The organism is Actinomadura geliboluensis, from assembly GCF_005889745.1.
Taxonomy (GTDB): domain Bacteria; phylum Actinomycetota; class Actinomycetes; order Streptosporangiales; family Streptosporangiaceae; genus Spirillospora; species Spirillospora geliboluensis.
This window is the reverse complement of the sequence record NZ_VCKZ01000016.1, coordinates 20,262-44,538: the sequence shown is the minus strand read 5'-3', so window position 1 is coordinate 44,538 and position 24,277 is coordinate 20,262. Positions and strand designations below refer to the sequence as shown.

Here is a 24,277-nt window from a genome sequence, read left to right as displayed (position 1 = left end):
CCGTTCCGCAGCCGCCCGTGCCGGAGCCGCGCACGGCGCGCGAGTACGAGGTGCCGCCGCCCGTCCTGCCCACGACCGTGGCGCCGAGCGGCGGCCCCGGGCGCTCCAGGCGGCGTCCCGTGCTCATCGCCTCCACCGCGGCGGGCGTGCTGCTCGCCGCGGTCGTGGCGGGCGGCGTCTACTACCTGACCCGGCCGTCCGGCGGCACGGGCGGGACGGAGGCGGCGGCGTTCCCGAAGGGGTCGATGCTGGTCCGCATCGACACCGAACCGGGCTGGCCGAAGACGTGCCACGGCGACATCGGGCTGTTCACGCCCGGCGACGGGTCCGTGCGGGCGCTCGTCAAGGACCCGAGCTGCGACATCCTGCCCGAGCGGTCACCGGACGGGAAGCGCGTCGCGTTCACCCGGATGGACGCCCGCGGCGGCGAGGCGTGGGTGATGAACGCCGACGGGTCCGGCGCCCGCAAGGTTGCCGGGATCGTGCGCGGCACCCGGGTGACGTGGTCGCCCGACGGCACCCGCCTGGCCTACATGGGCGAGCGGGACGGCGTCCGGCAGATCTTCGCGATCGCGCTCGAGGGCGGCGCGGTCGCCCAGCTGACCACCGACGACTCGGCGAAGGACGACCCGATGTGGTCGTCCACGAACCGGATCGTGTTCTGGAGCAAGCGCGACGGCGGCGCGGAGCAGCTCTACACCATGGACGCGGACCGTCCCGGCGGCTCCTGGACGCGGCTGACCGCCGACGGGGTGCGCGCGGTGGACCCGGAATGGTCCCCCGACGGCTCCAAGATCGCCTACGTGCGGGGCCCGGGCACCGGGAGCGACATCTGGGTGATGAACGCCGACGGGTCCGGCGCGCACGCGCTGACGTCCGGGACCGTCCGCGACATGGACCCGGCGTGGTCGCGCGACGGCCGCTGGCTCTGCTACGTGCGCGGCGCCGTCAGCGACCCGGTGATCCACGCGGTGCGCGCCGACGGCACCGGCGACCGCGTCCTCACCCCCGCGGGCCGCGTCCTCGGCCACCCGAACTGGTAGCCGGCCGGCTCAGCCGGTGATCATGTCGAGCCGGCGCAGGATGACGCCCTCGCGCAGCGCCCACGGGCAGATCTCCAGCTCGGCCAGCCCGAACAGGTCCATCGCGGCGTCCGCGACGACCGCGCCCGCGAGCAGCTGCTCGGCGCGGCTCTCCGACACGCCGGGCAGCTCGGCGCGCTCGGCGGACGGCATCGGCGCGAGCTTCTCCGCCCAGTCGGTCACGTCGGCGTCCGACAGGGTGCGGCGCTGGAAGGGCCCGTCGGCGGACGGCGCGGCCCCGGCGATCCGGGCGAGCTGCTTGAACGTCTTGGACGTGGCCACCGCGTGGTCGGCGGGCCCGTACCGGGCGACGTCGCCGACCCGCCGGGCGATCTCCGCCCGCACGTGCCGGCGCAGCTCGCGGATCTCCTCGGCGGGCGGCGGGTCGGCGGTGAACCGGTCGCGGGTGAGCCGGCCCGCGCCGAGCGGCAGCGAGATCGCCACGTCCGGCTCCTCGTCGATGCCGGACGCGATCTCCAGCGAGCCGCCGCCGATGTCCACCACCAGCAGCCGCCCCGACGACCAGCCGAACCAGCGCCGGACGGCGAGGAACGTCAGCCGCGCCTCCTCCTCGCCGGACAGCGCGCGGATGTCGATCTCCCGGCCGGCCCGGATGCGGGCCAGCACGTCCTCGCCGTTGGCGGCGTCGCGGACGGCGGAGGTCGCGAACGCCACCAGGTCCTCGACGCCCTTGTCCTCGGCGACCCGCAGCGCCTCGTCGACGAAGTCGCGCAGCAGCGCCTCGCCCTCCTCCGACAGGCGGTCGGCGTCGTCCAGATGGGCGGCGAGCCGCAGTTCGGCCTTGTGGGAGTACGCGGGCAGGGGCCGCGCCCCCCGGTGGGCGTCGACCACCAGCAGGTGCACGGTGTTCGATCCCACGTCCAGCACGCCGAGTCGCATGGTTGCGACGCTACCGGACGGGCCGGGGCCGGTCCGGTGCCGGGAGCGGCTACGGTGTCGGGCATGGAAGCGGGATCACGGCGCAGATGGCGGGTACCTCCTGGTCACGTGGCGGTGAAGTGCGCCGCCGCGGCGGCCGTCACGGCGCTCATCGTCCTCTACAGCCATGACCCGCAGTTCCTGTTCCTCGCGGCCGCCGCGGCGATCGGGCTGAACGGGCTCGCGCTGCGCGACCTGGTCGCGCCGGTCCGGCTCGCCGCCGACGGGGACGGCCTCACCGTCGTCACCGGCTACGCGGGGCACCGCCACATCCGGTGGGACGAGGTCACCGCGATCCGGGTCGACGAGCGGCGCCGGCTGCTGCTGCACACCCGGATGCTGGAGATCGAGACCGCCGACGACCTGCACCTGCTCAGCGCGTTCGACCTCGGCTCCGACGTCCACGACGTCGCCGACGAGCTGTACCGGCTGCGGGCCCGCACGAGCCGCTAGGGCGCGGGCAGCTCCGCCGGGGTCGGGAAGGAGCTCTGCGCGCCGCGCCGGCGGACGGCGGCGGCGCCCGCGCGGGCCGCGTACCGGGCGGCGTCGCGCAGCGCGTCGCCCCTGGCGAGGCGCAGGCAGAGCGCGGCGGTGAAGGCGTCGCCGGCGCCGGTGGTGTCGACGGCGTCGGCCGCCGGCGCCGGGATCGCGGTGACGCCGTCGCCGTCGGCGACCACGGCGCCGTCCGCGCCGAGCGTGACGACGGCCGAGCGCGGCCCGGAGCGGGCGAGCGCGGCGGCGGCGTCCCGGGGGTCGCCGGGCTCGCCGTCGAGCAGGTACGCGGCCTCGTGCTCGTTGACGACGAGCGGGTCGCAGCGGGCGAGCAGCCCGGCGGGGACGGGCGCGGGCGGCGACAGGTTGAGCACGACGCGCCCGCCGGCGACGCCGGCGGCGGCCTCCACGGCGGGCAGCGGCACCTCCAGCTGGAACGACACGACGGACGCGGCGGCGATCAGGTCGCGGGCGGCGGCGACGTCGGCGGGCCCGAGCCGGGCGTTGGCGCCGGGCGAGACGATGATGCTGTTGTCGCCGTCCGGCCCGACGGTGATCAGCGCGACGCCGGTCGGCACCCCGGGCGTGGTCGCCAGATGGTCCAGGCCCACGCCGGCCGCGGCGAGCGCGCCGCGCAGCAGTGCGCCGTGCCCGTCGTCGCCGACCCGCCCGACGAGCGCGGCCCGGCCGCCGAGCCGCGCCGCCGCGACCGCCTGATTGGCGCCCTTGCCACCCGGATGGACGGCGAGGTCGGAGCCGAGGACGGTCTCCCCCGGCGCGGGCCGCCGCTCGACGCCGACCACGAGGTCCGCGTTGACCGATCCGACGACGACGACGTCCCAGCGCTCATCCACGGGACAATGCCCTACACGCGCGGCGGCGGCCCGCGCAACCCCCGGCCGCCCCGCTCAGCGTCCGCACGGGCGCAGCTCGGCCAGGTCGACGACCTCGGCGAGTTCGTCGACCGACGGGTAGTAGCCGCGGCCGACCAGCTCGCCGCCGCGCGTCACCAGGAACGCGCTCTCCCCGTGTACGCCCGCGTACTCCGCCAGCACCCGGTGCGCGCCCGTCAGCGGCACCGCCGTGACGCGCAGCCCGCCGGGACCCGTCCAGCTCCCCCGCTCGTCCCCCATGCACGGAACGTTACGCTCCGTGACGGTCCGTGACGGATACCGGGGTCGCGGTGGGGCCGGCGGCGCCGGGGTCAGGCCGACTCGAAGGTCGCCGGGTCGGGGCCGACGCGGATGCCCTTGTCCAGTTCGCCGATCGCGCTCAGGTCGTCGGGGGTCAGCTCGAACCCGAACACGTCGATGTTCTCGGCGATCCGGGACGGCGTGACCGACTTGGGGATGACGATGTTGCCGATGTCGAGGTGCCAGCGCAGCACGATCTGCGCCGGGGTGCGGCCGTGGGCCTCGGCGATGCGGGCGAGCGCCGGGTCGTCCAGCAGGCCGTGCCCCTGCCCGAGCGGCGCCCACGCCTCGGTGTGGATGCCGTGGTCGCGGTGGAACGCGCGCAACCCGTCCTGCTGGAAGTACGGGTGCAGCTCGATCTGGTTGACCGCCGGGACGACGTCGGCCTCGTCGATGACCCGTCGCAGCGCCTCCACCGTGAAGTTGGACACCCCGATCGAGCGGACCCGCCCGTCGGCCTTGAGCTTCTCCAGCGCCCGCCAGGTCTCCAGGTACAGCCCGCGGCCCGGCATGGGCCAGTGGATCAGGTAGAGGTCCAGCCGGTCCAGGCCGAGGCGGGACAGGCTCGCCTCGCAGGCGCGCAGGGCGTTGTCGTGGCCCTGTTCGCTGTTCCATAGCTTGGTCGTGACGAACAGCTCGTCGCGGGGCAGGCCCGAGGCGCGCAGCGCGCGCCCGACGCCCTCCTCGTTCTGGTATGCGCTGGCCGTGTCGATGCTGCGGTAGCCGTTCTCCAGCGCCGTCGCGACCGCCCGCTCGGCCTCGTCGTCGCCGACCTGGAACACCCCGAAGCCGAGCTGCGGCATCGCGGCCCCGTCGATGAGGTCGACCTTCGGTACCGTCACGGTGACCGTCCCCCCTCGCTGATGGTGTGTGCCGAGCCGATCGTGCCCACGAGACCGGCCGCCGAACATCACCCCTCGCCTCGCTCCCGCCAGTCGCTCTGGTCGCGGACGATCCGCTGGAAGGCGTCCTTGAAGGCGGTGAACGCCGCGTCGCCGAGGGCGCGCCGGTGCCGGTCCTCGATGTCGGCGAGGATGGCGCGGGCCTTGGCGATCTCGTCGAGGCCGTGCTCGGTGGGCACGATCCGCTTCGCGCGCCGGTCGGCCGGGTCGGGTTCGCGGCGGACGTAGCCGAGCGCGGTCAGCTCGTCCACGATCGTGCCGACGATCTGCTTGTGCTGGCCCGACCGGGCCGACAGCTCGGTGGCGCGCATCCCCTCGGCGTCGAGGAAGGCGAGCACGGTGCCGTGCCGGGGCCGGACGTCCGGGTGGCCCTGCTCGGCCAGCCGCTGGAACAGCTCGTCCTGCAGGACCCGCATCAGCCGTCCCGCGAGCATGCCCAGGTCGGGCGCCCGGCGCCCGGCGCTCTCCTCACTTTTAGTCACTATGCCTGACTATCAACTTTCCTGACCGCGAGCAAGCCGGCGACCTCGGCACGGTCGGCGCCCCGGCGCGGTCGGCAGGCACGGCGCGGTCAGCGGGCGCGGACCACCGCCTCCCCGTAGGGGACGAGGCGGACCGGGCCGATCAGCCCGTAGTTCTGGCGGGACGCGCCGCCGTACACGCCGGGGTCGGCGACGCGGAGCCGGTTGTTCAGCGTCGTGGCGACCTCCACCTCGATCGTGTTGGCGCCGCGCCGCAGGTACGGGCCGACGTCCACGGACGGGTAGAGCACGGAGACCGGCGGGAGGCGGCGGCCGTTGACCGTGACCCGGCAGGTGTCGAAGACCTCGCCGAGGTCCAGCACCGCGCCGCCGCCGCTCCAGGTGACCGTGGCGATGTAGGTGCCGATGCCGGAGACGTCCGCGAGTTCGGGGATGTCCGGCCACGGCTTCAGCGCGTCCAGCGCCAGGTCGTGGTGCTTCACCCCGTCCGGGGTCATGTCCTCGACGCGCAGCCGCCAGGACGTGAGGGCCACGGGCGCGGGCACGGCGCCGATCGCCGTCCGGACCGTGCGGCCCCCGGGCAGGGTCGTGGCGTAGGTGCCGGCGGCGGTGGCGCGGGCGACCAGGCGCTGCCCGTCGACCCGCAGCTCCGCCTCGGACGCCGTGGCGGACGGTGCGTGCCCGCCGCGCGCCAGCATGATCACGGTGGCCTCGGACGGCTGGAGCGCCACCCGGAGGGTGACGGTGTCGCCGTCCTCGCGGTACACGGCGATCCGCTCGGTCTCGCCCGTCCACAGGTCCAGCCGGTACGGGACGGCCTTGCGGTCCGAGCGGGTGAAGGCGACCTCGTGGTCGATCGCGGCCACGGGCGGCTTCACCGTCTCGGCGTGCTTGCCGTTGCACAGGTAGAAGTAGTCGGTGCGGCCGTCCCGGCGGTGGGCGGTGAGCAGCGTGGACGCCTGCGCGTACCTGACGGTGGGGCGCAGGCCGAGGTCCTCCAGCGCGGCGGGGACGTCCGCCTCTTCGGTGACGTTGCGGACGCGCGGCTGGGCGAGCAGTTCCTCGACGACGGCGCGCAGCCGCTCGTTCTCGCCGTCGCGGGCCAGGCCTGGGACGGTCGGCGCCGACCAGTCGCCGAGGAACACCAGCGGGAGGCCGGCCTTCGCCAGCTTGAGCATGGTGCGGGCCGTGCCGAGCGGCAGCGTGCACTCCTTGCCGGAGTACCGGTCGCCCTCGACGAACAGCACCTTGTAGGCGGGGCCGTCGGGGGCGAGCCGCCCGCCGGACACGGTCGCGGACGGGAGGTCGAGCAGCGGCGCGCTGATGAGCTGGTGCGTCCAGCCCAGCGGGACGCCGTCCTTGGTGAACCATCCGGCCCCGATGCCGGTCTTGGTGTAGCCCTTCTGCCGGAACACGGCGACGTCGATGCGGCTCTTGCCGGCCTGCATGGTCTGGTGGATGCGCGACATGTACCCGGCGATGTCGGGGACGTGCCGCCACGTCGGCTGGCGCGGCCCCCACGACTCGGAGAACCCGATGCCTCCGCTGTAGGGGGTGAACCCGGCGAACCCGGGCCAGGCCGCGCCCGGTGCGGTCGCGTAGGAGAAGCCGTGCAGGACGGTCTGGTTCAGCCCTGCCGCGTAGGCGCCGCCCATGGTGCGCAGCAGCTTGTCCCAGGTGGTGTTGTAGGCGCCGCCCTGGTAGGCCCCTGCCTCGCAGGAGAGGACCTTCCGTCCGCCCATGTCGCGGCCGCCGGCGAGGGCGCGGTAGTCGTCGAGGTTCTTGAACCCGAGCGACTCGCCTTCGGGGACGTCCAGGATCGCGGCCGTGTGGATCGCGTCCGTCTCCAGCCCGTACGGCTGCGCCCGGTACTCCAGGCCGATCGAGTGCGCCCACTTGGCGAGCGCCTCGAAGTGGTACTCGTTGAAGAGGTCGGAGACCGTCAGCCAGAAGTCGTGCCGCACGTGGGAGGTGGTCGCCGCGTCGTAGGCGAACATGGTGTTCTCCTTGAGGCGGACGATGACCGGCAGGTACGGCATCAGGTCGTAGCCGCGCCGCCGCCGGAACTCGGCGGGCAGGTCCGGCGTCCAGTTGAGCGCGTGCGTCTCCAGCTCGATCGAGTCCTCGAACAGCGTCGCGCCCGCCCGCTTGATCAGCTTGCGGATGTCGCGGGTGAGCAGCCGCGCCTCCCAGAACGCGGTGACGGCGCGGGTGCCGGCCCGGCTGAAGTGGTCGACGACGCAGGCGTCCGGCGCCGAGTGCGGGCCGGACTCGGGGCGCTGCCCGCTGCCGCGCCGCCAGTAGGCGAACAGCAGCCAGTCGCCGCCGGCCGGGGCCGTCCAGGTGATCCGCTCCCCCGCGACCCGCCCGGTCAGGTCGGTGAAGGACGCCGGGTCGAGGCCGGTCTCCTTGCGGGTGGCGTTCGCCGGGTCGGTCCTGACGGCGTGCACCGCGACGAGGTGCCGCTTCGTGACGCCGTCCTCCGGCGCGGCGACCGGTTCGGGGAGCGGGCCGTCGTGGGTGGCGCCGCCCGCGACGGCGGCCGTCCCGTAGGCGAGCTCCTGCACGGCGGCCTCGTCGTCCGGCGTGATCGTCGGGACGGCGGCGGGCCAGGCGGGGCCGATCGTGAGGTCGACGGTGACGCCGCGCCGGGCCGCCTGGTCGAGGGCGGCCTCGACGCCGGCGTTCCAGGCCGGGGTGCCCCAGCCGTGGCCCGCCGGGTCCAGCACGGACTTGTCGCGGATGCTGTGGTGCACGGCGACGATCTCCGCGCCGCCGAACCCGGCGGCGGCGATCTGGTCGATCTCGCGCCGGATCTCGGCGGGGTCGACCAGCCCGTCCGGCCACCACCAGCGGAACCGCGGCCGTACCGCGGCGCCGGGCCGGGCGAACCCGCCCGCCCCCGGTCCGGCCGCCGGGCGCGGCGCGGCCTGCGCGGCCGGCGCGCCCCCGAGGACGGGGGCCGCGCCCGCCGCGACGGCGGCGGCGGTGCCGAGCTGCAGCGCGCGCCTGCGCGAGATCCCCTGTCCGTTGCGGTCGTTCACTTACTTCCTCCTGATGAGTGTCGTGCGGCCGGAGCCGACCGGGCCGATGGTGAGGAGCCGGCCGGTGGCGTCGCGGCCCGTGGCGCGGGGGGCGCGGGCGTGGGGTCCGGTGACGTGGAAGGCGCGCGGGTCGTCGTCGCCGAGCTCGACGACGACGCGGGCGGTGGTGTTGGGCGGCACGTCCACGTCGAGCCGGTACCGCCGCTCCCGGTCGAGGGCGACGGAGACGGGGCCGCGGATCGTGGGGACGCGCCCGGAGATCCGGGCCAGGCCGCCGGGGCGGGGCCGGACCTCGATCTCGGCGGCGCCCGGCGCGGTGATCCGCACGCCGAGGACGTGGCGCGGGATCGCGTTCGCCGGCGCCGAGCCCCAGGCGTGCGAGAACGTCATGTTGGGCTTCAGGGACGGGTCCCACGCCTCGGCGACGATGGTGGCGCCGAGGTCGTCCATCATGTGCAGCCAGGAGCTGAGGCCCTTGGCGGTCATGAGGCCGATCGCGGCGTCGGCCTGCCCGGTGGCGAACAGGGCGTCCAGCAGGAACTGGGCGCCGTAGACGCTGACCTTCATGCCGCCGTCCGCCAGGGTCTTGCCCAGGGCGCGGACGACGGGGTCGGGCACCGTGCCGGGTCCCGCGACGCCGAGCGCGACGGGGAACGCGGTGGCGTGCTGCGCGCTGTGGGCGGTGCCGATGCCGTCGGTGAAGCGGCCGGCGGACGCGTCGAGGAGCTTTTCGCGCATCGCCGCGGCCAGCGTGTCGGCGTGCCCCTGCCACGTCGTCGCGTCGGCGGCCTTGCCGAGGACGGCGGCGATCTTCGCCATGGCGGCGAACGCGGCGTACTGGCACGCGTTCACGACGGTGTTGACGTCGGTGAACACGTACCCGTCCCGGTTGGAGGCCGGCCAGTCGACCAGGTCGCCGAGGTCGCGGCTGGACGACCCGGGGTCCTTGTGCACGAGACCGTCCGCGCCGAGGTAGGCGGTGAGGTGCTTGGCGGCGAGGAGGGCGTAGTCGGCGGCGAGCTGCTCGGGGTCGCCGGTGTGCAGGTAGTCCTCCCAGGCCGACATGACGTTCATCAGCCGGTACTCGGTCGGCCAGGTGTGGTTGCGCGCCAGGTACGCGTCGGACGCGCGGGCCAGCGCGAACGACCGCTGCACCGCGTACTCGGACGCCTGGTTGATGAGCGCGTCGCCCTCGTAGGGCCCGCGCTCGCGCGTCGGGGTGTCGACGTAGAGGTCGCCGCGCGTCGCCTCGATCGAGTACCGGCACATCTCGTACACGCGGTCGAGGTCGCGGCTGGAGCTGGAGAACGCGGCGTCGGAGTCGCGCCAGGCCGCCCGCCAGGCGCGGCCCGTGACCGCGCCGGCGAGGTCGAGGTCGTCGTCGCAGACGAGCTGCGCGTAGCGGAAGCCCCGGTAGCCCCAGTGCTCGATGGTCTGGCGGCCGTCGCGGAGGGTCCAGGTCTCCCGGTAGGTGACGCCGGCGCGCAGCGCGTACCGGACCGTCCCGTCGCCGTTCAGCTCCTCGCCGAGCCGGACCTCGACGGTCTGCCCGGCCCTGCCGCGCACCTCCAGCCGCAGGCCGCCCGCGATCTCCCGGCCGAGGTCGACCAGCCAGGTGCCGGGCGCGGTCCTGCGCACGGACGCGGGCCGGACGTCGTGCAGCCCGACCGGTTCGACCAGCGCGGGCCGCAGGCCGGCGATGGCGGGCTTGACCAGTGCCGGGTCCCAGCCGGAGTCGTCGAAGCCGGGGCTCGTCCAGCCGGCCGGCTCCTGCCGCATGTCCCAGTACTCCTGGCGGCCGATGTAGTAGCCGGTGCCGATCGTCCCGGCGTCGGGCAGCAGCCCCGCCTGGCGGCGCGCCTTCCAGCCGCCGCCGCTGCCGTGCACCGACGCCGTCCCGTCGGCGTAGGTGACGACGAGTTGCGCCAGGAACCGCTTGTCCTGGGTGGTGAAGGCGAGCGCTGCGAGCGCGTTGCGCCGTCCCGGCCGCAGCGCGCGCGTCACGTCGAACGAGTGGTAGCGCGGCTCGCCCGCGCCGCTGGGCATGGACGCGAAGCCCGCCACCTCGCCGTTCACCCACACCTTCGCCGGGTACTGGCGGATCGGCGTGGGCGACTGGGCGGCGACGTGCAGCACGGCGGCGGCGATCGGCTTGGCGTGCGGGGTGAACTCGGTGCGGAGCAGCGCCCAGTCGTCGTCGGGCGATCCCGCCGACGACAGCGTCGACTGGCCCTTGGCGAGGGTCAGCGCGCCGTCCGCGACCGTCCCGGCGCCGAACGTGCCCCGGTCCTCGGTGAAGTCCTCGTCGATGACCGCCTTGCCGCCGGGTGCGGTGAAGGTGACGCGATCCCACACGTTCGCCTCGGTGGAGCCGTTGCGCATCCCGACTGTGCCCGTCCGGTACGTGGCGTCGGTGGTGGTGTCGACCTCCGTGCCGTCGAGGGACGTCCGGAACGTGTCGCCCGCCATCTCGACGGCCACCTCGTACCAGCGGCCCGTCTCGACGGGGACCGCGAGCCGCTTCTCCTCCAGCACCCGGTAGGAGCCGTCGACGCACACGTGCTTCTTCAGCACGCCGGGCGTTCCGGCGCGCAGCTGCCACAGGTAGTTCGCGCTCGTCCCGGACGCCCGGAACCACAGGCTCGCGGCGACGGAGGTGATCTGCACCCGGGCGGTGAGGACGCCGTCGCCGGGCGCCTGCGCGGCCGGTGCCCAGACCGGGTCGGCGGTCCACTCGTCCACGCCCGTGGCCAGCAGCGCGGGCTCGGACCAGCGGGACGCCCGGGGGCCGTCGAACGTCCGGACGCGCCACCAGTACGCGGTCTGCGGCGCCAGCGGCGGACCGGCGTAGGGCACGGCCACGGACGCGGCGGACGCGACGCGGCCGCTGTCCCAGTGGCGCGGCCCCTGCTCCAGCCGGGCCGGAGTGGTGGCGAACTGGGCCTGGTAGTGGGTCTGCTTCGTGCCGGCGCCGAGGTCGGCGACCTGCCAGCTCAGCCGGGGCTTCGCCGCCGTGACGCCGAGCCCGTCCGGCAGCAGCGACGTCAGCAGCCCGGACGGCGTGCGGGCCGCCCGCGGCGCCGCCGCTGCCGTGCCGGCCGAGCCGAGGACGACGGCGCCCGCCGCGCCGGCCGCCGTTGCCCCGAGGAAGTGCCGTCTGCTCATCCCGCTCATGAGGTGCGCCCTTCGAACGTCCAGTCGCCGGAGCCGATCTCGAAGACGGCGCGGCCGTTCTCCACGCCGATCCAGCGTGCGTCCCGGGGTGCCGTGGGCCTGGCGGCCCCGGCGGGCACCGGGATCTCCACGCGCGCACCGGTGCCGGGCGGGACGGTGACGTCCAGGCGGAGCTTCCTGCCGGTGCGGCGCCAGGACGCCGCGGCATGCCCGCGCGGTGTCTCATAGGTGGCGGCGGCGCGCGTGACGTCGCCGACGACGGCCGGCCGGACGAGCAGCGTCTCGAACGCGATCGAGTCGTCGGTCTGGCCGAGGCCGGCGAGCCCCGCGTGGAACCACTCGTCGATGGCGCCGAGCATGAAGTGGTTCTGGGAGTTCCCGGAGGTGGGCCCGTCCCAGTTCTCGGTCAGCGAGGTGGCGCCGTGCACGACCTGGTAGCCGTAGCTCGGGTTGCCGGTCTGCGTCGCGAACGCGTGGATGACGTCGTCGCGTCCGGCCGCCGACAGGACGTGGAACACCGACGGCAGCGCGATCTCGCCGACGGTGAGGTGGTAGCCCTTCGCCTCGATGCCGTTCACCAGGTGGGCGAGGACGGCGTCCTTCTTGCCGTCGGGGACGACGCCCATGTCGAGGGCGAGCGCGTCGCATGCCTGGCTGCCGGAGCCGTAGGTGTCGCCGGTCGCGTACTTGGCGTTGAACGCCGACCCGATCTGCCCGGCGAGAGCCTCGTACTCGGCCGCGTCGGCGTCCTTGCCGATGACCTTCGCGATGCGGGCGAGGGCGGACACGGCGCGGTGGTAGCCGAACGTGGCGGTCACGCCCTTGGGCGTGCTGTTGTCGAAGGTGATCCAGTCGCCCAGGCCGTAGTCGAGCAGGTGCCCGTCCGCCTTGCCGGACAGGTAGTCGACGTAGCGCACCATGTTCGGGTAGTAGGTGCGGAGCGTCGCCGTGTCCCCGTAGGCGCGGTACATCTGCCAGGGCGCGAAGACGATGACGTTGCCCCAGTTGGGGTCGTCCCTGAACCCGCCGGAGAACACCGTGAACTCGGGCGCGATGTCGGGGACGAGGCCGTCCGCCGTCTGCGCCTCGGCGATGTCGCGGACGATCGCGCCGTAGTAGGCGGCGACGTCGTAGTTGCGGGCGACGGCGGGGAACACCAGGTTGGCCTGCTCCAGCCAGCCGAGCTTCTCCCGGTGCGGGCAGTCGGTGAGGACGGAGTACATGTTGCTCTGCACCGCCCGGTCGATGATCCGGTGGATGTCGTTGAGGAGGCCGTGCGAGCTGGTGAACGAGCCCGCGCCCGCGTTGCCCGCGCGCAGCACGATCCCGGTGACCGTGCCCTCGTCCGGCGCGGACGGCAGCCCTTCGAGCTGCAGGTAGCGGAAGCCGTGGTAGACGAACCGCGGATGCCACGTCTCGGTGCCCTCGCCGGACAGGGTGTAGGTGTCCCAGATGGGCGAGCCGGTGGTGTGCTGGCTGACGGTCCCGTCGGCGTTGAGCAGCTCGCCGGGGCGCATGGTGACCTTCGTCCCGGCCGGTCCGCTGACGCGCAGCTTCGGCCACCCCGCGAAGTTGGTGCCGAGGTCGACGACGTAGACGCCGTCCTTCGGCTGCGTGATCTTCGTGGTGCGGAAGGTGCCGACCGGGACGATCGGCGGCGCGGTGCGGGCGGCGAGCCGGGCCGTGGGCGCGGCGACCCGCACCGCGTCCGACCAGCCGCTCGGGGTGCGGCGCGCGTCGTGGTCCTCGCCGCCGTACCAGTTCGTGAAGGTGGTCGCGCCGAGGGCGGTGCGCCAGGACGCGCCGGAGGCGATGACCTCGCGCGACCCGTCGGTGTAGGTGATCTCCAGCTGGCCGAGGAACGCGGGCTTGCCGTCCGACCGGGTGAGCTTCTCGTAGCGGCCGGGCGTGGGCGGGACGTGCGCCATGCCGGTGCCGAGCTCCACCTGCACGCGGTTGCCGCCGCGGTGGAGCAGCCTCGTCACGTCGTAGGTGGAGTAGACGATCCGCTCCTTGTACGCGCTGTACGGCGGTTCGAGGACGGCGTCGCTGACGGGCCGCCCGTTCACCGTGATGTCCAGGACGCCGAGGGCCGTCGCGTAGAGGCGTGCCGAGCGGACGCGCTTGCCGACCGTGAACTCTCGCCTGAAGACGGGGAGCGCCTCGGGCTGCCGGTGCAGCGGCGGCGGCGCCTCCTGCCCCTCCACCGCGGCGGCCGTGTCGAACGCCGTGCCGTCGCCAGAGGTCCGGACGGTGAAGTCCTCCGGGAAGTTGGCCGTCCTCCCGTCGTCGGTCGTCACGTCGGTGCGCGGGTAGAGCAGGACGCGGTCGAACGCCTTCTCCTCGCCGAGGTCGAGCTGGATCCAGACGGGCTCGGCGAGGTCCTGCTCACGCCGCTCCATGCTCGTGTAGCCGAAGGGGGCGGTGTCGCTGGTGAGCGAGCCGTCCGTGACGGCCTTCGGCTCCCACTGGCCGCCGACCGTGTAGCTCTCGGACGCGGTCACGGCCGCCCCGGCCGCCAGGTTCGCGCCGGACGCCCCGTCCAGCACCTGGATCTCGGCGAGCTGGAGCCGCGACACCTTGTACGGCCAGCTCTCCTTGATCGGCAGGCCGAGCCGCGTCACGTCCAGCCGGACGTAGCGGGCCGTCCGCGCCGGGAACGTGATCACCGCGGGCGACGGCTCGGGGTCGGCGGACCACGCCGCGTTCCCGATCCACTGGGCCGTCCAGTCCGCGGCGGCGAGCAGGCCCATCTCGAAGTGGGACGGCTCGCTCCACGCGGACGCGCGGCCGTCCCCGTCCCACACCCGGACCTGCCAAATCGCCCGCTCGCGGGACTTCAGCGCCCGTCCGGCGTAGACGGCCGACACGGCGGCGCCGCCGACCTTGCCCGAGTCCCACAGGTCGGGGCGATCGAGGCGGTCCCGCGACGTGGCGACCCGCACCTGGTACGCCGACTGGACGGCGTTGCGCGGCCCGGCGGTGAACCGCCAGCTCAGCGTCGGCCGCTCGGCGTCGATCCCGAGCGGCGACGGCAGGTGGCCGACCTGCAGATCGGCGGGACGCAGCGTCCGGGCCTTCCCCGGGGCCGGCGCCGCCGACGCGGGCAGAGCGACCGCGCCGCCCGCCGTGACCGCCGCCGTGGCGACGCCGCCCGCCTGCACGAACCTTCTTCTGGACAACTCGTTCATCTGAGGCTCCTCAGCCGTCGTTCGAACGGGGGGTGGGTGACTGGAGCGGGAATTGGTAAGAGATATTGACCGTCAAGATTCGTGACTATATGGTGGGACGCACGGAACGCACCACCGCCTCGAAGGGACCCACGTCATGGGCAGCGAGATCGACACCTATGCCGCGACCAAGCTCGACCCCGAGTACGCCGAGATCCTCGCGAAGCTGCGGGCGCTGATGGCCGAGGAGGCGCCGGACGCCGCCGAGTGCCTCACCTACGGCTCCCCCGCCTGGCGCGGGACGAAGGTCCTCGCGGTGATCAGCCAGAGCAAGACCCACCTGACCTTCGCCTTCGAGCGCGGCGCCGAGTTCGAGGACGCGCACGGGCTGCTGCAGGGCGTCGGGAAGAAGACCCGCCACGTCAAGATCAAGACGCTCGACCGAATCGACGAGACGGCGCTGCGCGACTACATCGGCCAGGCCGTCCGGCTGGACCGGGCCTGACGCGGGCCTTCCTCCCGGCTGCTCGCTCATCCGGGCGCCTCAGCGGTGGTCCGAGTGCAGGACCAGGTGGCCGGAGCCGACGGTGAAGACGGCGTAGCCGTCCTTCATGCCGGTGAAGCGGGCGGCGCCCGGCCCGGAGACCCGCACGTCGGCGGCCGACCGCGCCGGGACGTGGATCTCGGCGCGGACGTTCACCGGGACGTCCACGGCCAGCGAGAACCCGCCGCCGTTCCGCTTCCAGGTGACGCGGACGTCGCCGCGCTGGACCGGGACCGTGCCGGACGCCCGGTCCAGCCCGGTCAGCGGCGGCCTGACCCGGACGGCCGCCGACGCCGGGGTGGTGACGGTCACGCCGAGCAGGGTCCGCTGGATCTCCACGAGCGAGGTGGCGCCCCACGGGTGGGACAGGCTCTGCCCGGTCTCGCGGGCGTCCCACGACTCCCAGGTGAACGTGCCGCCGCGCGCCAGGATGTCGCCCCAGCCCGGCCCTTCGGTGTCGGTGAGGCGGGTGACGACGTCGCCGGGGCGTCCGGCGAGCGCCTCCAGGAGCCGGTGCGCGGTCATCGGCCCCATCCGCAGGCCGAGCCCGGCGATGTACGACTCGACCGCGCCGCGCGACTCGGCGGGGGCGACGCCGTAGGCCAGCGCGTAGGCGTTGGCGATCTGCGAGGCGTGCGCGCTCTGGGCGCCGTCGGCCTTGAGCCCGTCGATGTAGACGCCGTCCGGCCGGCGGAGCCTGGCGTTGATGCTGCCGGTGAGGGTTCCGGCGTCGGCGCGGAACGCGGCGGCGTCGCCGGCCTTGCCGAGCGCCTCGGCGGCGCGGGCGGTGGCGTTCAGGACGTCCACGCCGAGGACGTTGATGACCGTGCGGGCCGCGGTGTCCATGTCGTGGCCGTAGCGCATGGTCGCGGGCCAGTCGATGATGCCGTACCTGTACTGCCCGGACCCTCCCTCCAGGTTCGTGACCAGGCCCGTCCCGTCCGCGATGTAGCGGCGGACGTATCCGGCGACCGCGCTCATCACCGGGTACGCCTCGGCCAGGGTGGCGGCGTCGCCGGACTGCTCGTAGTACTCCCACACCCAGCCGGGGAACATCTCGGTGTAGTCGGGGATGTCGCGCTTGCCGTCGCCGTTGGGGTAGACGGCGTTGAGGCGGCCGTCCGGCCAGTACCGCGCCTGCGAGGCGATGAACTCGCGGATCGCCTGCCGCGTCAGCCGCCGCTCCCCGTAGGCGCCCATCATCGCGGTCGACACGTCCACCGAGTCGCCGAGGAACTGGCCCTTCTCCCGGGTCGGCGTGTCGACGAACTGCGTCTGCGACCCGTACAGCGCCGACCGCGCCATCAGGTCGTAGGCGGCGTCCACCCCCGCGTTGGACGTGCGCAGGTCGCCCTTGCGCGTCACCTCGTCGTGCTGGACGACCGCCGAGATGCCGTCCGGCTCCGCGCCGGAGCCCGGCGCGATCTCCAGGTACCGGAACCCGACGTAGGTCAGCGGCCGGAACGTCTGGTCGCCGTCGCGCTGGGTGTAGCCGAAGCCGAGGTCGGTGTCCTGGTTGTCGTCCTTGGAGCGGGAGACGGTGCCGTCGGCGTTGAGGATGTACGAGGCGTGCATATCGACGTGCCGTCCCGCCTCGCCGTCGCGGAAGCGGACGACGGGCACGGCCGGGATCACCGTGCCGAAGTCGGCGACCAGCGCCCCCGACTCCAGCCGGGTCACCTTCACCGGCCGCACCGCGCGGTGCGCGAGCGCGGTCTCCTGCGCCTTGAGGTGCGTGAAGCCCGACGCCGGGTGGACGCCGACGACCTGCGGGGCCTGCCAGGCGGAGGCGTCGAAGCCGGGCGCGTCCCAGCCGAGCGGCGCGGCGGTCCCGTCGATGTCCTCGACGTAGTCGCCGGCGTCGCCGTTGCGCTTGGGCGCCTTCTTCCACGGGCCGCGCGCCACCTGCCACGTCCCGTCGGTGACGACGGTCTGCCGCGTCCCGTCGGCGTGGTCGATGACGAGCCGGACCAGCAGCCCCGGCTCGCCCTTCGGCCGCCCCTGCCCGGAGCCGTACCAGTGGTAGAGCGCGCCGATGGTCGCGGCCTGGCCCGCCTTCAGCTTCGCGGTGACGTCGACCGTCCGGTAGTAGCCGTCGTCGGGGTACTCGAACGCGGGCCCGTGGTCGACGGTCTCGCCGTTGAGGTGCAGGGCGTACTGCTGGCCCGCGGCGATGTGCACGCGGGCCCGGACGACCTTCGACTTTCCGACGGTGAAGTCCTTGCGGGCGAGGGTGTAGTCGTCGGCCTCGCCGGTGGTGCGGCGGATCCAGGCGGCCCGCCATTCGCCGTCGGCGAGGCCGGTGTCGAACGCGGCGGGCCGCGCCCAGGGAGAGCGCTTTCCGGTCCTGTCCCAGGTCCGGACCGTCCAGGTGTAGGACGCCTCCGAGGCGAGCGCCGGCCCGGCGTACCTCACGTACTCCTGGGCGCCGGAGCGGACCCGCCCGCTGTCCCAGACGGTCGTGCCGGACGCGTCCCGGACGGCGATCTCGTAGGCGGTCTGGACCTCGCCGGGGTCGCGGTCGCGGGGCGTCCAGCCGAACAGCGGCGCCCCCTCCACGTTGAGCGGGCGGGCCTGGTCGCCGACGGTGAGCCGGGCGGGGGCCTGCGGGGCGTGCCCGGCGCCGACGGCGGCCTGCGCCGTGCCGGGCAGCGCCACCGCGGCGGCGGCCGCACCGGTCAGCGCGGCCAGTCGAAAGGTCGTGGAGCGGAGAGGCTTGGTGCGAAAGGTCGTGGTGCGAAAGGTCGTGGAGCGGGACGTCGGGGAACCGGTCATGGCGTCCTCTCTGAACTGCGCGGGGGTGGGCGAGGGGGCGTCGTCCGCTTCCGGGCATGCCGAGCGGGACCCGCGGCCGGCCGGGGCCGGTCGCGGGCCTGCGCCCGTCATCGCCGTGGGGCGGATCCCCCGATCACGCCGTCAGAGGTGGTCGGTCAGGGATTCACATGGACGAGTTCGATCTCCAGGAGGTCGGCGAGCGCCGTCAGGTCGGCGACCATGTGGCCGGTGCCGAGGGCCCAGTGGTGGGAGATGCCGGAGGCGGACCACGCGTCGGTCCACTCGCCGGGGTCGCAGCCGAAGTCGACGCGGGACGTGGTGTTGCCGATCTGCAGCAGCGGCCCGTCCACGGTCTCGCCCTCGGACGCGACGAGCGCGAACCGGCCGTCGCGGCGCTGCACGATCCCGAACGCGGTGACGGGGCCGTGCTTGACGTCGAACTCCACCGACACGCCGTAGCCGCGCTTGCCGTGGTAGACGCCGAGGCCGCGCAGCAGCGGCCGGCGGGCGCTGATCGCCAGGTGCGCGGGCCCGTCGTGGCCCATCTCGACGTGGCCGCGGTGGAAGTCCAGCGCCTGCAGCTCGGTGAACGAGCCGCCCGCGCCGAGCCGGTCGGCGATCAGCATGGCGAGGGACGTGCGCAGCTCGTACTCCCCCGCCGCCGGGACGCCGCGCGCGGTGAGCAGCGACGCGCCGAGGATCATCCCGGCGCCGAGCCGCTCGTGGATCTCGCCGTCCAGGCCCCGGTGGTAGTAGGCGAGGCTGTCCAGCGCGAAGTCGGCGGTGAGCCGGTCGAGCCCGACCGCGACGCGGGCCGCCCACGTCAGGTCCTCGTCGTTGACGGACGCGTCCAGCTCGAAGACCTTCTCCGCCTCGGCCTTCTTCGCCGCGGTCTCGGCGTCGGTGACCTTCTCCACCCGCACCCGCAGGTCGTCGAACTCCAGCACCTCGACGTGGCCGCCGAAGTTGGCGCTGACGAGGGTCAGGTCGGTGGAGACGTCCAGCATCCCCGGGTACAGGTGGCCCATCAGGCCGTGCCGGCCGCGGCGCAGCGCCGCGCGGACCCCGGCGGCCCGCACCCAGCGGCCGATCTTCGCCCAGGCCCGCTCGTCCTCCAGGTAGCCGGACACGGAGCGGAACGGGACGCCGCAGCGCTCGAACGCGTTCGCCATCTCCGGCAGCGGGCAGGCGCCGCAGTAGGCGAGCCACTGGCCGGTGTCGAACGTGGCGTGGTCCATCGACTCGGTCGGCTGCAGGTTGATCAGCAGCACCGGCGCGTCCGCCCGCTGCGCGACCGGGACCAGCATCGACGCGGTCATGTAGGTGGTGAGGAAGCCGACGATGATGTCGCAGCCGGCCGCGCGGAGCCGCTCGGCCGCCGCCGCGCCCTCCTGCGCGTCGGAGATGAAGCCGACGTCGACGACCTCCGCGCCGAGCCCGCGCATCCGCTCCGAGACGCGCTCGGCGGACCGCTTCAGCTGCGGCAGCAGGTCGGGGAACTGCGGCCAGTAGGCGCCGAGCCCCCCGGCGACGAGGCCGACCTTGACGGGCGGCGGCGCTGTGATGTCTGCCATTCCTCTCCTTTTCTCGGACTAACGGGCCGTGAGAATGTGGCGCCCGGCGGACGCTCCGTCCACGTAGACGTACCTGCCGTCGCCGGACACGCCGCGCGCGGTCGCCTTGCCCCCGGCCCAGACCGTCCGGCCGTCGAGGGTGACGCGGCGGGTGGACGGGCCGACCGGGACGGCCAGGCGGCCCTCGGTGCCGCGCGGCGCGGTGACCTTGAGCTGGAAGCCGTTGCCGGTCCTGCGCCAGGACGCGGCGATGTCGCCGTGCGGGGTCGGAACGGTGCCCTCGGCCCACGCCAGGTCCCCGGTGAACGGCACCACGGCCCAGGAGGCGTACCCGGGGGCGGCGGGCCGCACGCCGAGGACCTTCGTGCTGAGCGTGACGGTCGGCTGCGCCGCCCAGCCGTGCGCGAGGCTGGAGAACTGCTTCAGGTTGGGGGTGCCGTCCGGCTGCATGTGCTCCCAGAACGTCGACCCCGGGTCCTGCCGGAGCTGGTGGCCCCAGTAGTTGCGGATCAGCTCCAGGCCGGACGCGTCGCCGGTCTCCAGGCGCGCGTCGGCTTCGAACCCGCTCGGCAGCGGCGCGTAGAACGGCGGGAGGCTCGGGTTGGGGGTGGACTGCGAGACCGTCAGCGATCCGATGTCCGTCCAGTTGTTGGCGCGCAGGTAGGCCAGTGCCCGCTCGGCGCGGTCGCCGCCGGCGATGCCGGTGAGGACGGCGGTGACGTTGCCGTCCTGCGGGTAGGCGCCGGGGATCTCGCGGGACAGCCGGTAGGCGCCGGCCTTGTCGTCCCACAGCTGGTCGTTGACGGCCTTCTTCACCTCGGCGGACCGGGCGGCGTAGGTCCGGGCGGCGGACGCGTCGCCGCGCGCCTTCGCCATCGCCGCCATCTGCTGCAGGTTGCGGGCGTAGAGGGCGTTGACGTAGGTCTCGTGGCCGCAGTTGGAGTAGCCGTAGTGGCCGCAGGAGCCGGACTCCTGGAAGGCGATCAGGCCCTTGTCGTCGCCGGCGCGCACCGACTCCAGCCAGGCGGTCGCCTTGGTGAGCTGCGGCCACCACTTGTCGAGGTAGGCGCGGTCGCCGGTGTACCACCAGTGGTCGTACATGTTGGTCACGAACCAGGTCACGTACTCGCCGTAGGTGCGCAGCTCGTTCTGGTTGTGCTGGCCGACGAGGCTGGCGGCGGGCACGTAGCCGTCCGGGAGCTGCTGGGCGGCGAGCGAGGACAGCGAGTTGTCGACCGCGCCCATGTCGTAGGTGCTGACGTAGGCGACGGGCGCCTGGACGGCGAGGTCGCCCTGCCAGACGATCCGGTCGCGCTTGCCGCCGTCGTAGATGACGGAGGTGTTCGGGTCGGCGTGCGGGACGGGGGCGTCGGCGTGGTCGCCCTCGCCCGGCGCGTACGGCCACTTCTTCGCCGTGTTCGGCGCGCCGGTGTTGATCTGCACGGTGTAGGCGCCCGCGTACCAGACCTTGTTGAGCAGGTCGTCGCTGGAGAGGAAGTGGCCGCGGTAGCCGTCCAGGTCGCGCTGGTCGGGCGCGGCGGTGAAGTCCAGCGAGACGGCGTCGATGTCGACGCTGCCGGGGCCGTCGAGGAAGAGGGTCGCGTAGCGGAACCCGCCGCGCAGCGCCCCGTCGCGGACGGTGCCGGGCAGCGCGACGCCGTCCAGCGGGAGGGCGTGGCTGTCGGTGTCCTCGGTGTAGGGCTGGCCGGGGAAGCCGTTCCAGATGTTGGCGGTGTCGCAACCGGGGGCGATCTTGCCCTGGCCGCCGTTGGCGTCGGGGGCCAGCGCCATGTACTGCACCGATTCGGAGAAGCAGGCGCGCAGCTTCGGGTTCCCGGTCGCGCCCTTCACGCGGACCTTCAGGTGCCCGGCGACCTCCTTGCCGAAGTCGACGATCAGCAGCGGGGAGCCCGCCCGGTCGGCGGCACCGGTGAGCCGGACCGACGCCCCGCCCTTCTTCAGCGCCCCCTCCGGGGAGCCTTCGATGCCGCCCTGCCGCGGGTCGGCTTTGAACACCTTGACGGGCTTGACGTCGCGGCCGGCCGGGGCGAGGACGTAGGGCCGCCACTGGCCGGGGCGCGGGGTGTAGGAGTCGTCCTGCCAGGGGCCCTTCGGGTGCGGCGCGGCGACGGCGGGGAGCGCGAGCGAGGCGGTGCTGGTGACCGTGAGGGCGGCGGCCACGGCGGCGCGGACGAGGGAACGGCGGACGGTCTTGGGGGGAACCATCATCACTCCAGGTCAGCGGGAGGCGGTCAGGATGGACGTGCCGGTCAGTCCGGGGACTTGCACGAGACCGTCGCGGACGGTGACGCCCGGCTTCACCGAGCGCCCGTCGCGCCACACGACCTTTCCGTTGACGCGGACTTCGGCGGCGCCCTGCGCGGGGACTCCGGCGGTGGCGGTGGAGCCGGAGGGCGCGGCGACGCGGAGCGTGAACGTCCCGCCGTGCCGCTTCCACGCGGCGGTGATGTCGCCGCGCGGTGTGGGGACGCGTCCCTCGGCCCAGCGCAGGCCGTTCACCGGGTGCGGCAGGACGGTGAACGTCCCGAAGCCGCCCGACGTCGGGGCGACGCCGAGGACCTGGTTGGTCAGGAACGACGTCGGCGCGGCGGCCCACCCGTGCGACAGGCTCGTGTAGGAGCCGAGCTGCGGCGCGCCCGCCGGGCTGACGTTCTCCCAGAGCGTGCCGGGCTGCGCCTTGCCGAGCATCGGGTACCAGGTGCGGCGCAGCAGCGACATCGCGCCCGCCATGTCCTGCTCGGCGGAGTGCGCGAGCAGCGACTGGGAGGACACGAACGGGCTGATGTACTGCGGGACGACGCCGCCGGGCTTGTCGACGGTCAGGTCGCCGTGCGGGTTGGCGAGGCCGTCGCCGAAGAACTTCAGCACCGCCTGGGCGCGGTCGCCGGTGGCGACGCCCGCCACGACGGCCATGGCGTTGCCGTCCTGCGGGTGGTTGCCGTCTGACTTGCTGACCTTGTAGGCGCCGGCGGCCGGGTCCCAGAGGTGGTCGTTGATCGCCTTGGCGGTGCGGGCCGCGTGCTCGCGGTAGGTCTTGGCGAGCTCGGGCTCGCCCTTGGCCTCGGCGGCCCGCGCCGCCTGCCCGAGCACCTTGACGTACAGGGACGAGACGTACGTGCCGCCGGCGTCGTTGCCGTAGCCCCAGGTCCCGCCCGCGCCCTTCATGGTGAGGAGCCCGTCGTCGCCGGCGTTCGACTCCAGCCACGCGACGTTCCTCTTCATCGCGCCGTACCACGTGGTGAGGAAGTCGCCGTCGCCGGTGTAGAGGTAGTGCGTCCAGTAGTTGTCGACCCACCAGGCCGCGTACTCGCCCCAGTTCATGTTGTAGCCGAACTCTTCGGTGAGGTAGAGCCCGGGGATCTGGCCGTTGGCCGCCTGCCCCTTCGCCATGAACGCGACGGCGTTGGCGGACGGCGCCGACTGCCCGGTGGTCAGGTACGACACCGCGTCGGCGACGGCGTTGTCGCCGCCCCAGATCATCCGGTCGCGCTTGGCGCCGTCGCTGATGATGCTGTCGCCGTCGCCGACGATCGCGTCGTTGCGGACCGGTCCCTCCTTGCCGGGGTAGGGGCGCCCGGTCGTCGGGTCGATCGTCGCCATCTGCACGGTGTAGGCGCCCGCGTACCAGAGCCGGTTCAGGGTGTCGTCGCTGGACAGGAACGCGCCCTTGTAGCCGTCCAGGTCGGGGTTGGCGGGGTCGGCGGTGAACTTGAGCCGCAGGTCGGACAGCTTCACCTCGCCGGGGCCGTCCAGGAAGACCATGAGGTAGCGGAACCCGCCCCGGATCACCGGGTCGGTCATGGCGGTGCGTCCGGCCTCGGTGTCGAGGTAGTGGGTCTCGGTGGCGAGGCCGACCGGGTCCTGGCTGTAGTCGGACGCGGTGGTGAGGTACTGCGCGCTCTCGCTGAACGCCAGGCCGAGCCTGGGCGTGCCCTTGCGGACGTCGGCCGTGACCTGGATCTGCCCGCCGACCTCCTTGCCGAAGTCGTAGATGACGTAGGGGCGGCCGTACTCGTTGGAGGTGAGCGTGGTGCCGCCTTGGCGAAACGCGCCGGATGGGTTCTGGACCGTCCCGCCGTAGGGAGCCGCCGGGGCGCGGCCGCCCTGCTGCAGCGTCCAGACGGCGTGGATGCGGGCGCCCGGCCCAGGGTTCGCGGTGTTGCGGAAGGTGACCCTGATGTCGCCGGCGGAGCGGACGAGTCTCGCCGGGACCGCGACGTCGTAGTGGACGAGGCCCGCCTTGTCGCCGCTCCACACGCCGGCCTGCGCCGGGTCGGGCTTGCGCTCGTGGACGACCTCGCCGTTCACCAGCACCTCGTAGTGGGCGGTGGCGCTGCCCGCCTCCTCTACCCGGAGGGTGACGGGGCCGTGCCCGGGCGCGACGCGCATGCGGTAACCGAAGCCGGCCCCCGCCTTGGCACCCGTCTGGCGGGTCATGACGCCGTCGGCCTTGGCGGTGGTGGACGTTCCGGCGTCCAGGTCATGCCCTTCCTTCTCCGATGTCTCGGAGGCGGCGGTCACGTGGTCGGCGTTCAGCCCGTACGACTCGGCGGCCTTCACCGGGCGGACCGTCCGGCCGGAGGGGGCGAGGATGTAGCGGTCGGCGCTCGACAGGGACGGCAGTCCGAGGGGGTCGCGGGGCGCCGCCGCGGCGGCGCCGGCCGGTACCGCGACGAGGGCGGCGGCCCCCAGGCTCAGGGAAGTGATGACGGATACGCGGGATCGGGCGAACCTTTTCGCTGGTGACATCGTTATCCTTCCGGGTTCCTCTTGGTAGAGCGGGCCCGACGGGACGGCCGGTGGCTCGGACGGGTGGTACCGCCGCGGTGGTGACAGCACCGCGGCGGTGTGGTCCGGGCCATCGGCCGGCCCTTTGCGGCGGTGA

At 73.9% G+C, this 24,277-nt stretch carries 15 protein-coding genes; 3 read left to right on the top strand and 12 right to left on the bottom strand.

Annotation, left to right across the window (positions count from 1 at the left end; all coding sequences use genetic code 11):
- The coding region (locus tag ETD96_RS04505; RefSeq protein WP_171068855.1) for a TolB family protein at window positions 1–1,043 on the top strand (1,043 nt) is incomplete at its 5' end.
- A gap of 9 nt (window positions 1,044–1,052) precedes the next feature.
- Here ETD96_RS04505 and ETD96_RS04500 read toward each other — a convergent pair.
- Window positions 1,053–1,982 carry a Ppx/GppA family phosphatase gene (locus ETD96_RS04500; RefSeq protein ID WP_138634489.1) on the bottom strand — a complete coding sequence of 310 codons (930 nt, stop codon included), beginning with the start codon at window positions 1,980–1,982 and terminating at the stop codon, window positions 1,053–1,055.
- Between the two features lie 108 nt (window positions 1,983–2,090).
- Here ETD96_RS04500 and ETD96_RS04495 point away from each other — a divergent pair, with 108 nt between their 5' ends.
- Window positions 2,091–2,474 carry a PH domain-containing protein gene (locus ETD96_RS04495; protein WP_240807213.1) on the top strand — a complete coding sequence of 128 codons (384 nt, stop codon included), beginning with the start codon at window positions 2,091–2,093 and terminating at the stop codon, window positions 2,472–2,474.
- On the opposite strand, the gene ETD96_RS04490 is transcribed toward ETD96_RS04495, so the two are convergent.
- From ETD96_RS04490 to ETD96_RS04460, 7 genes are all read right to left on the bottom strand, one after another.
- Entirely contained in the window at window positions 2,471–3,367 is an 897-nt protein-coding gene (locus ETD96_RS04490; RefSeq protein ID WP_138634483.1) for a ribokinase, read from the bottom strand. The genes ETD96_RS04495 and ETD96_RS04490 overlap by 4 nt on opposite strands.
- 54 nt (window positions 3,368–3,421) lie before the next feature.
- Window positions 3,422–3,646, bottom strand: a complete 225-nt coding sequence (locus ETD96_RS04485) for a hypothetical protein (RefSeq protein WP_138634480.1) — start codon at window positions 3,644–3,646, stop codon at window positions 3,422–3,424.
- 71 nt (window positions 3,647–3,717) lie between these two features.
- Window positions 3,718–4,509, bottom strand: a complete 792-nt coding sequence (locus ETD96_RS04480) for an aldo/keto reductase (RefSeq protein ID WP_240807215.1) — start codon at window positions 4,507–4,509, stop codon at window positions 3,718–3,720.
- A gap of 107 nt (window positions 4,510–4,616) precedes the next feature.
- On the bottom strand, window positions 4,617–5,090 hold the full coding sequence (locus ETD96_RS04475; RefSeq protein ID WP_240807211.1) for a MarR family winged helix-turn-helix transcriptional regulator: 474 nt from the start codon (window positions 5,088–5,090) through the stop codon (window positions 4,617–4,619).
- Between the two features lie 89 nt (window positions 5,091–5,179).
- Window positions 5,180–8,134, bottom strand: a complete 2,955-nt coding sequence (locus tag ETD96_RS04470) for a glycosyl hydrolase (protein ID WP_138634474.1) — start codon at window positions 8,132–8,134, stop codon at window positions 5,180–5,182.
- Complete coding sequence (locus ETD96_RS04465; protein WP_240807209.1) at window positions 8,135–11,299, bottom strand: family 78 glycoside hydrolase catalytic domain; 3,165 nt, start codon at window positions 11,297–11,299, stop codon at window positions 8,135–8,137.
- Between the two features lie 5 nt (window positions 11,300–11,304).
- Window positions 11,305–14,499: a family 78 glycoside hydrolase catalytic domain gene (locus ETD96_RS04460; RefSeq protein ID WP_138634468.1), complete on the bottom strand. Its 3,195-nt coding sequence runs from the start codon at window positions 14,497–14,499 to the stop codon at window positions 11,305–11,307.
- Window positions 14,500–14,635: 136 nt separating this feature from the next.
- Between ETD96_RS04460 and ETD96_RS04455 the strand changes: the two genes are divergently transcribed.
- Window positions 14,636–14,983 (top strand): DUF1801 domain-containing protein, encoded by a 348-nt coding sequence (locus ETD96_RS04455; protein WP_138634464.1) that lies wholly within the window; start codon window positions 14,636–14,638, stop codon window positions 14,981–14,983.
- A 39-nt stretch (window positions 14,984–15,022) separates the two neighbouring features.
- On the opposite strand, the gene ETD96_RS04450 is transcribed toward ETD96_RS04455, so the two are convergent.
- The 4 genes from ETD96_RS04450 to ETD96_RS04435 all read right to left on the bottom strand — a co-directional run bounded on the left by ETD96_RS04450 (window position 15,023) and on the right by ETD96_RS04435 (window position 24,141).
- A complete protein-coding gene (locus ETD96_RS04450; protein WP_171068854.1) occupies window positions 15,023–17,797 on the bottom strand; it encodes a family 78 glycoside hydrolase catalytic domain in 2,775 nt (924 codons plus the stop codon).
- A 155-nt stretch (window positions 17,798–17,952) separates the two neighbouring features.
- The gene (locus tag ETD96_RS04445; RefSeq protein WP_138634458.1) at window positions 17,953–19,371 is read right to left on the bottom strand and encodes an L-fucose/L-arabinose isomerase family protein; all 1,419 of its coding nucleotides are present in this window, start codon (window positions 19,369–19,371) and stop codon (window positions 17,953–17,955) included.
- A gap of 18 nt (window positions 19,372–19,389) precedes the next feature.
- Window positions 19,390–21,600 (bottom strand): alpha-L-rhamnosidase-related protein, encoded by a 2,211-nt coding sequence (locus ETD96_RS04440; protein WP_138634455.1) that lies wholly within the window; start codon window positions 21,598–21,600, stop codon window positions 19,390–19,392.
- Between the two features lie 9 nt (window positions 21,601–21,609).
- Window positions 21,610–24,141 (bottom strand): alpha-L-rhamnosidase-related protein, encoded by a 2,532-nt coding sequence (locus tag ETD96_RS04435; RefSeq protein ID WP_138634452.1) that lies wholly within the window; start codon window positions 24,139–24,141, stop codon window positions 21,610–21,612.
- Window positions 24,142–24,277 lie beyond the last annotated feature (136 nt).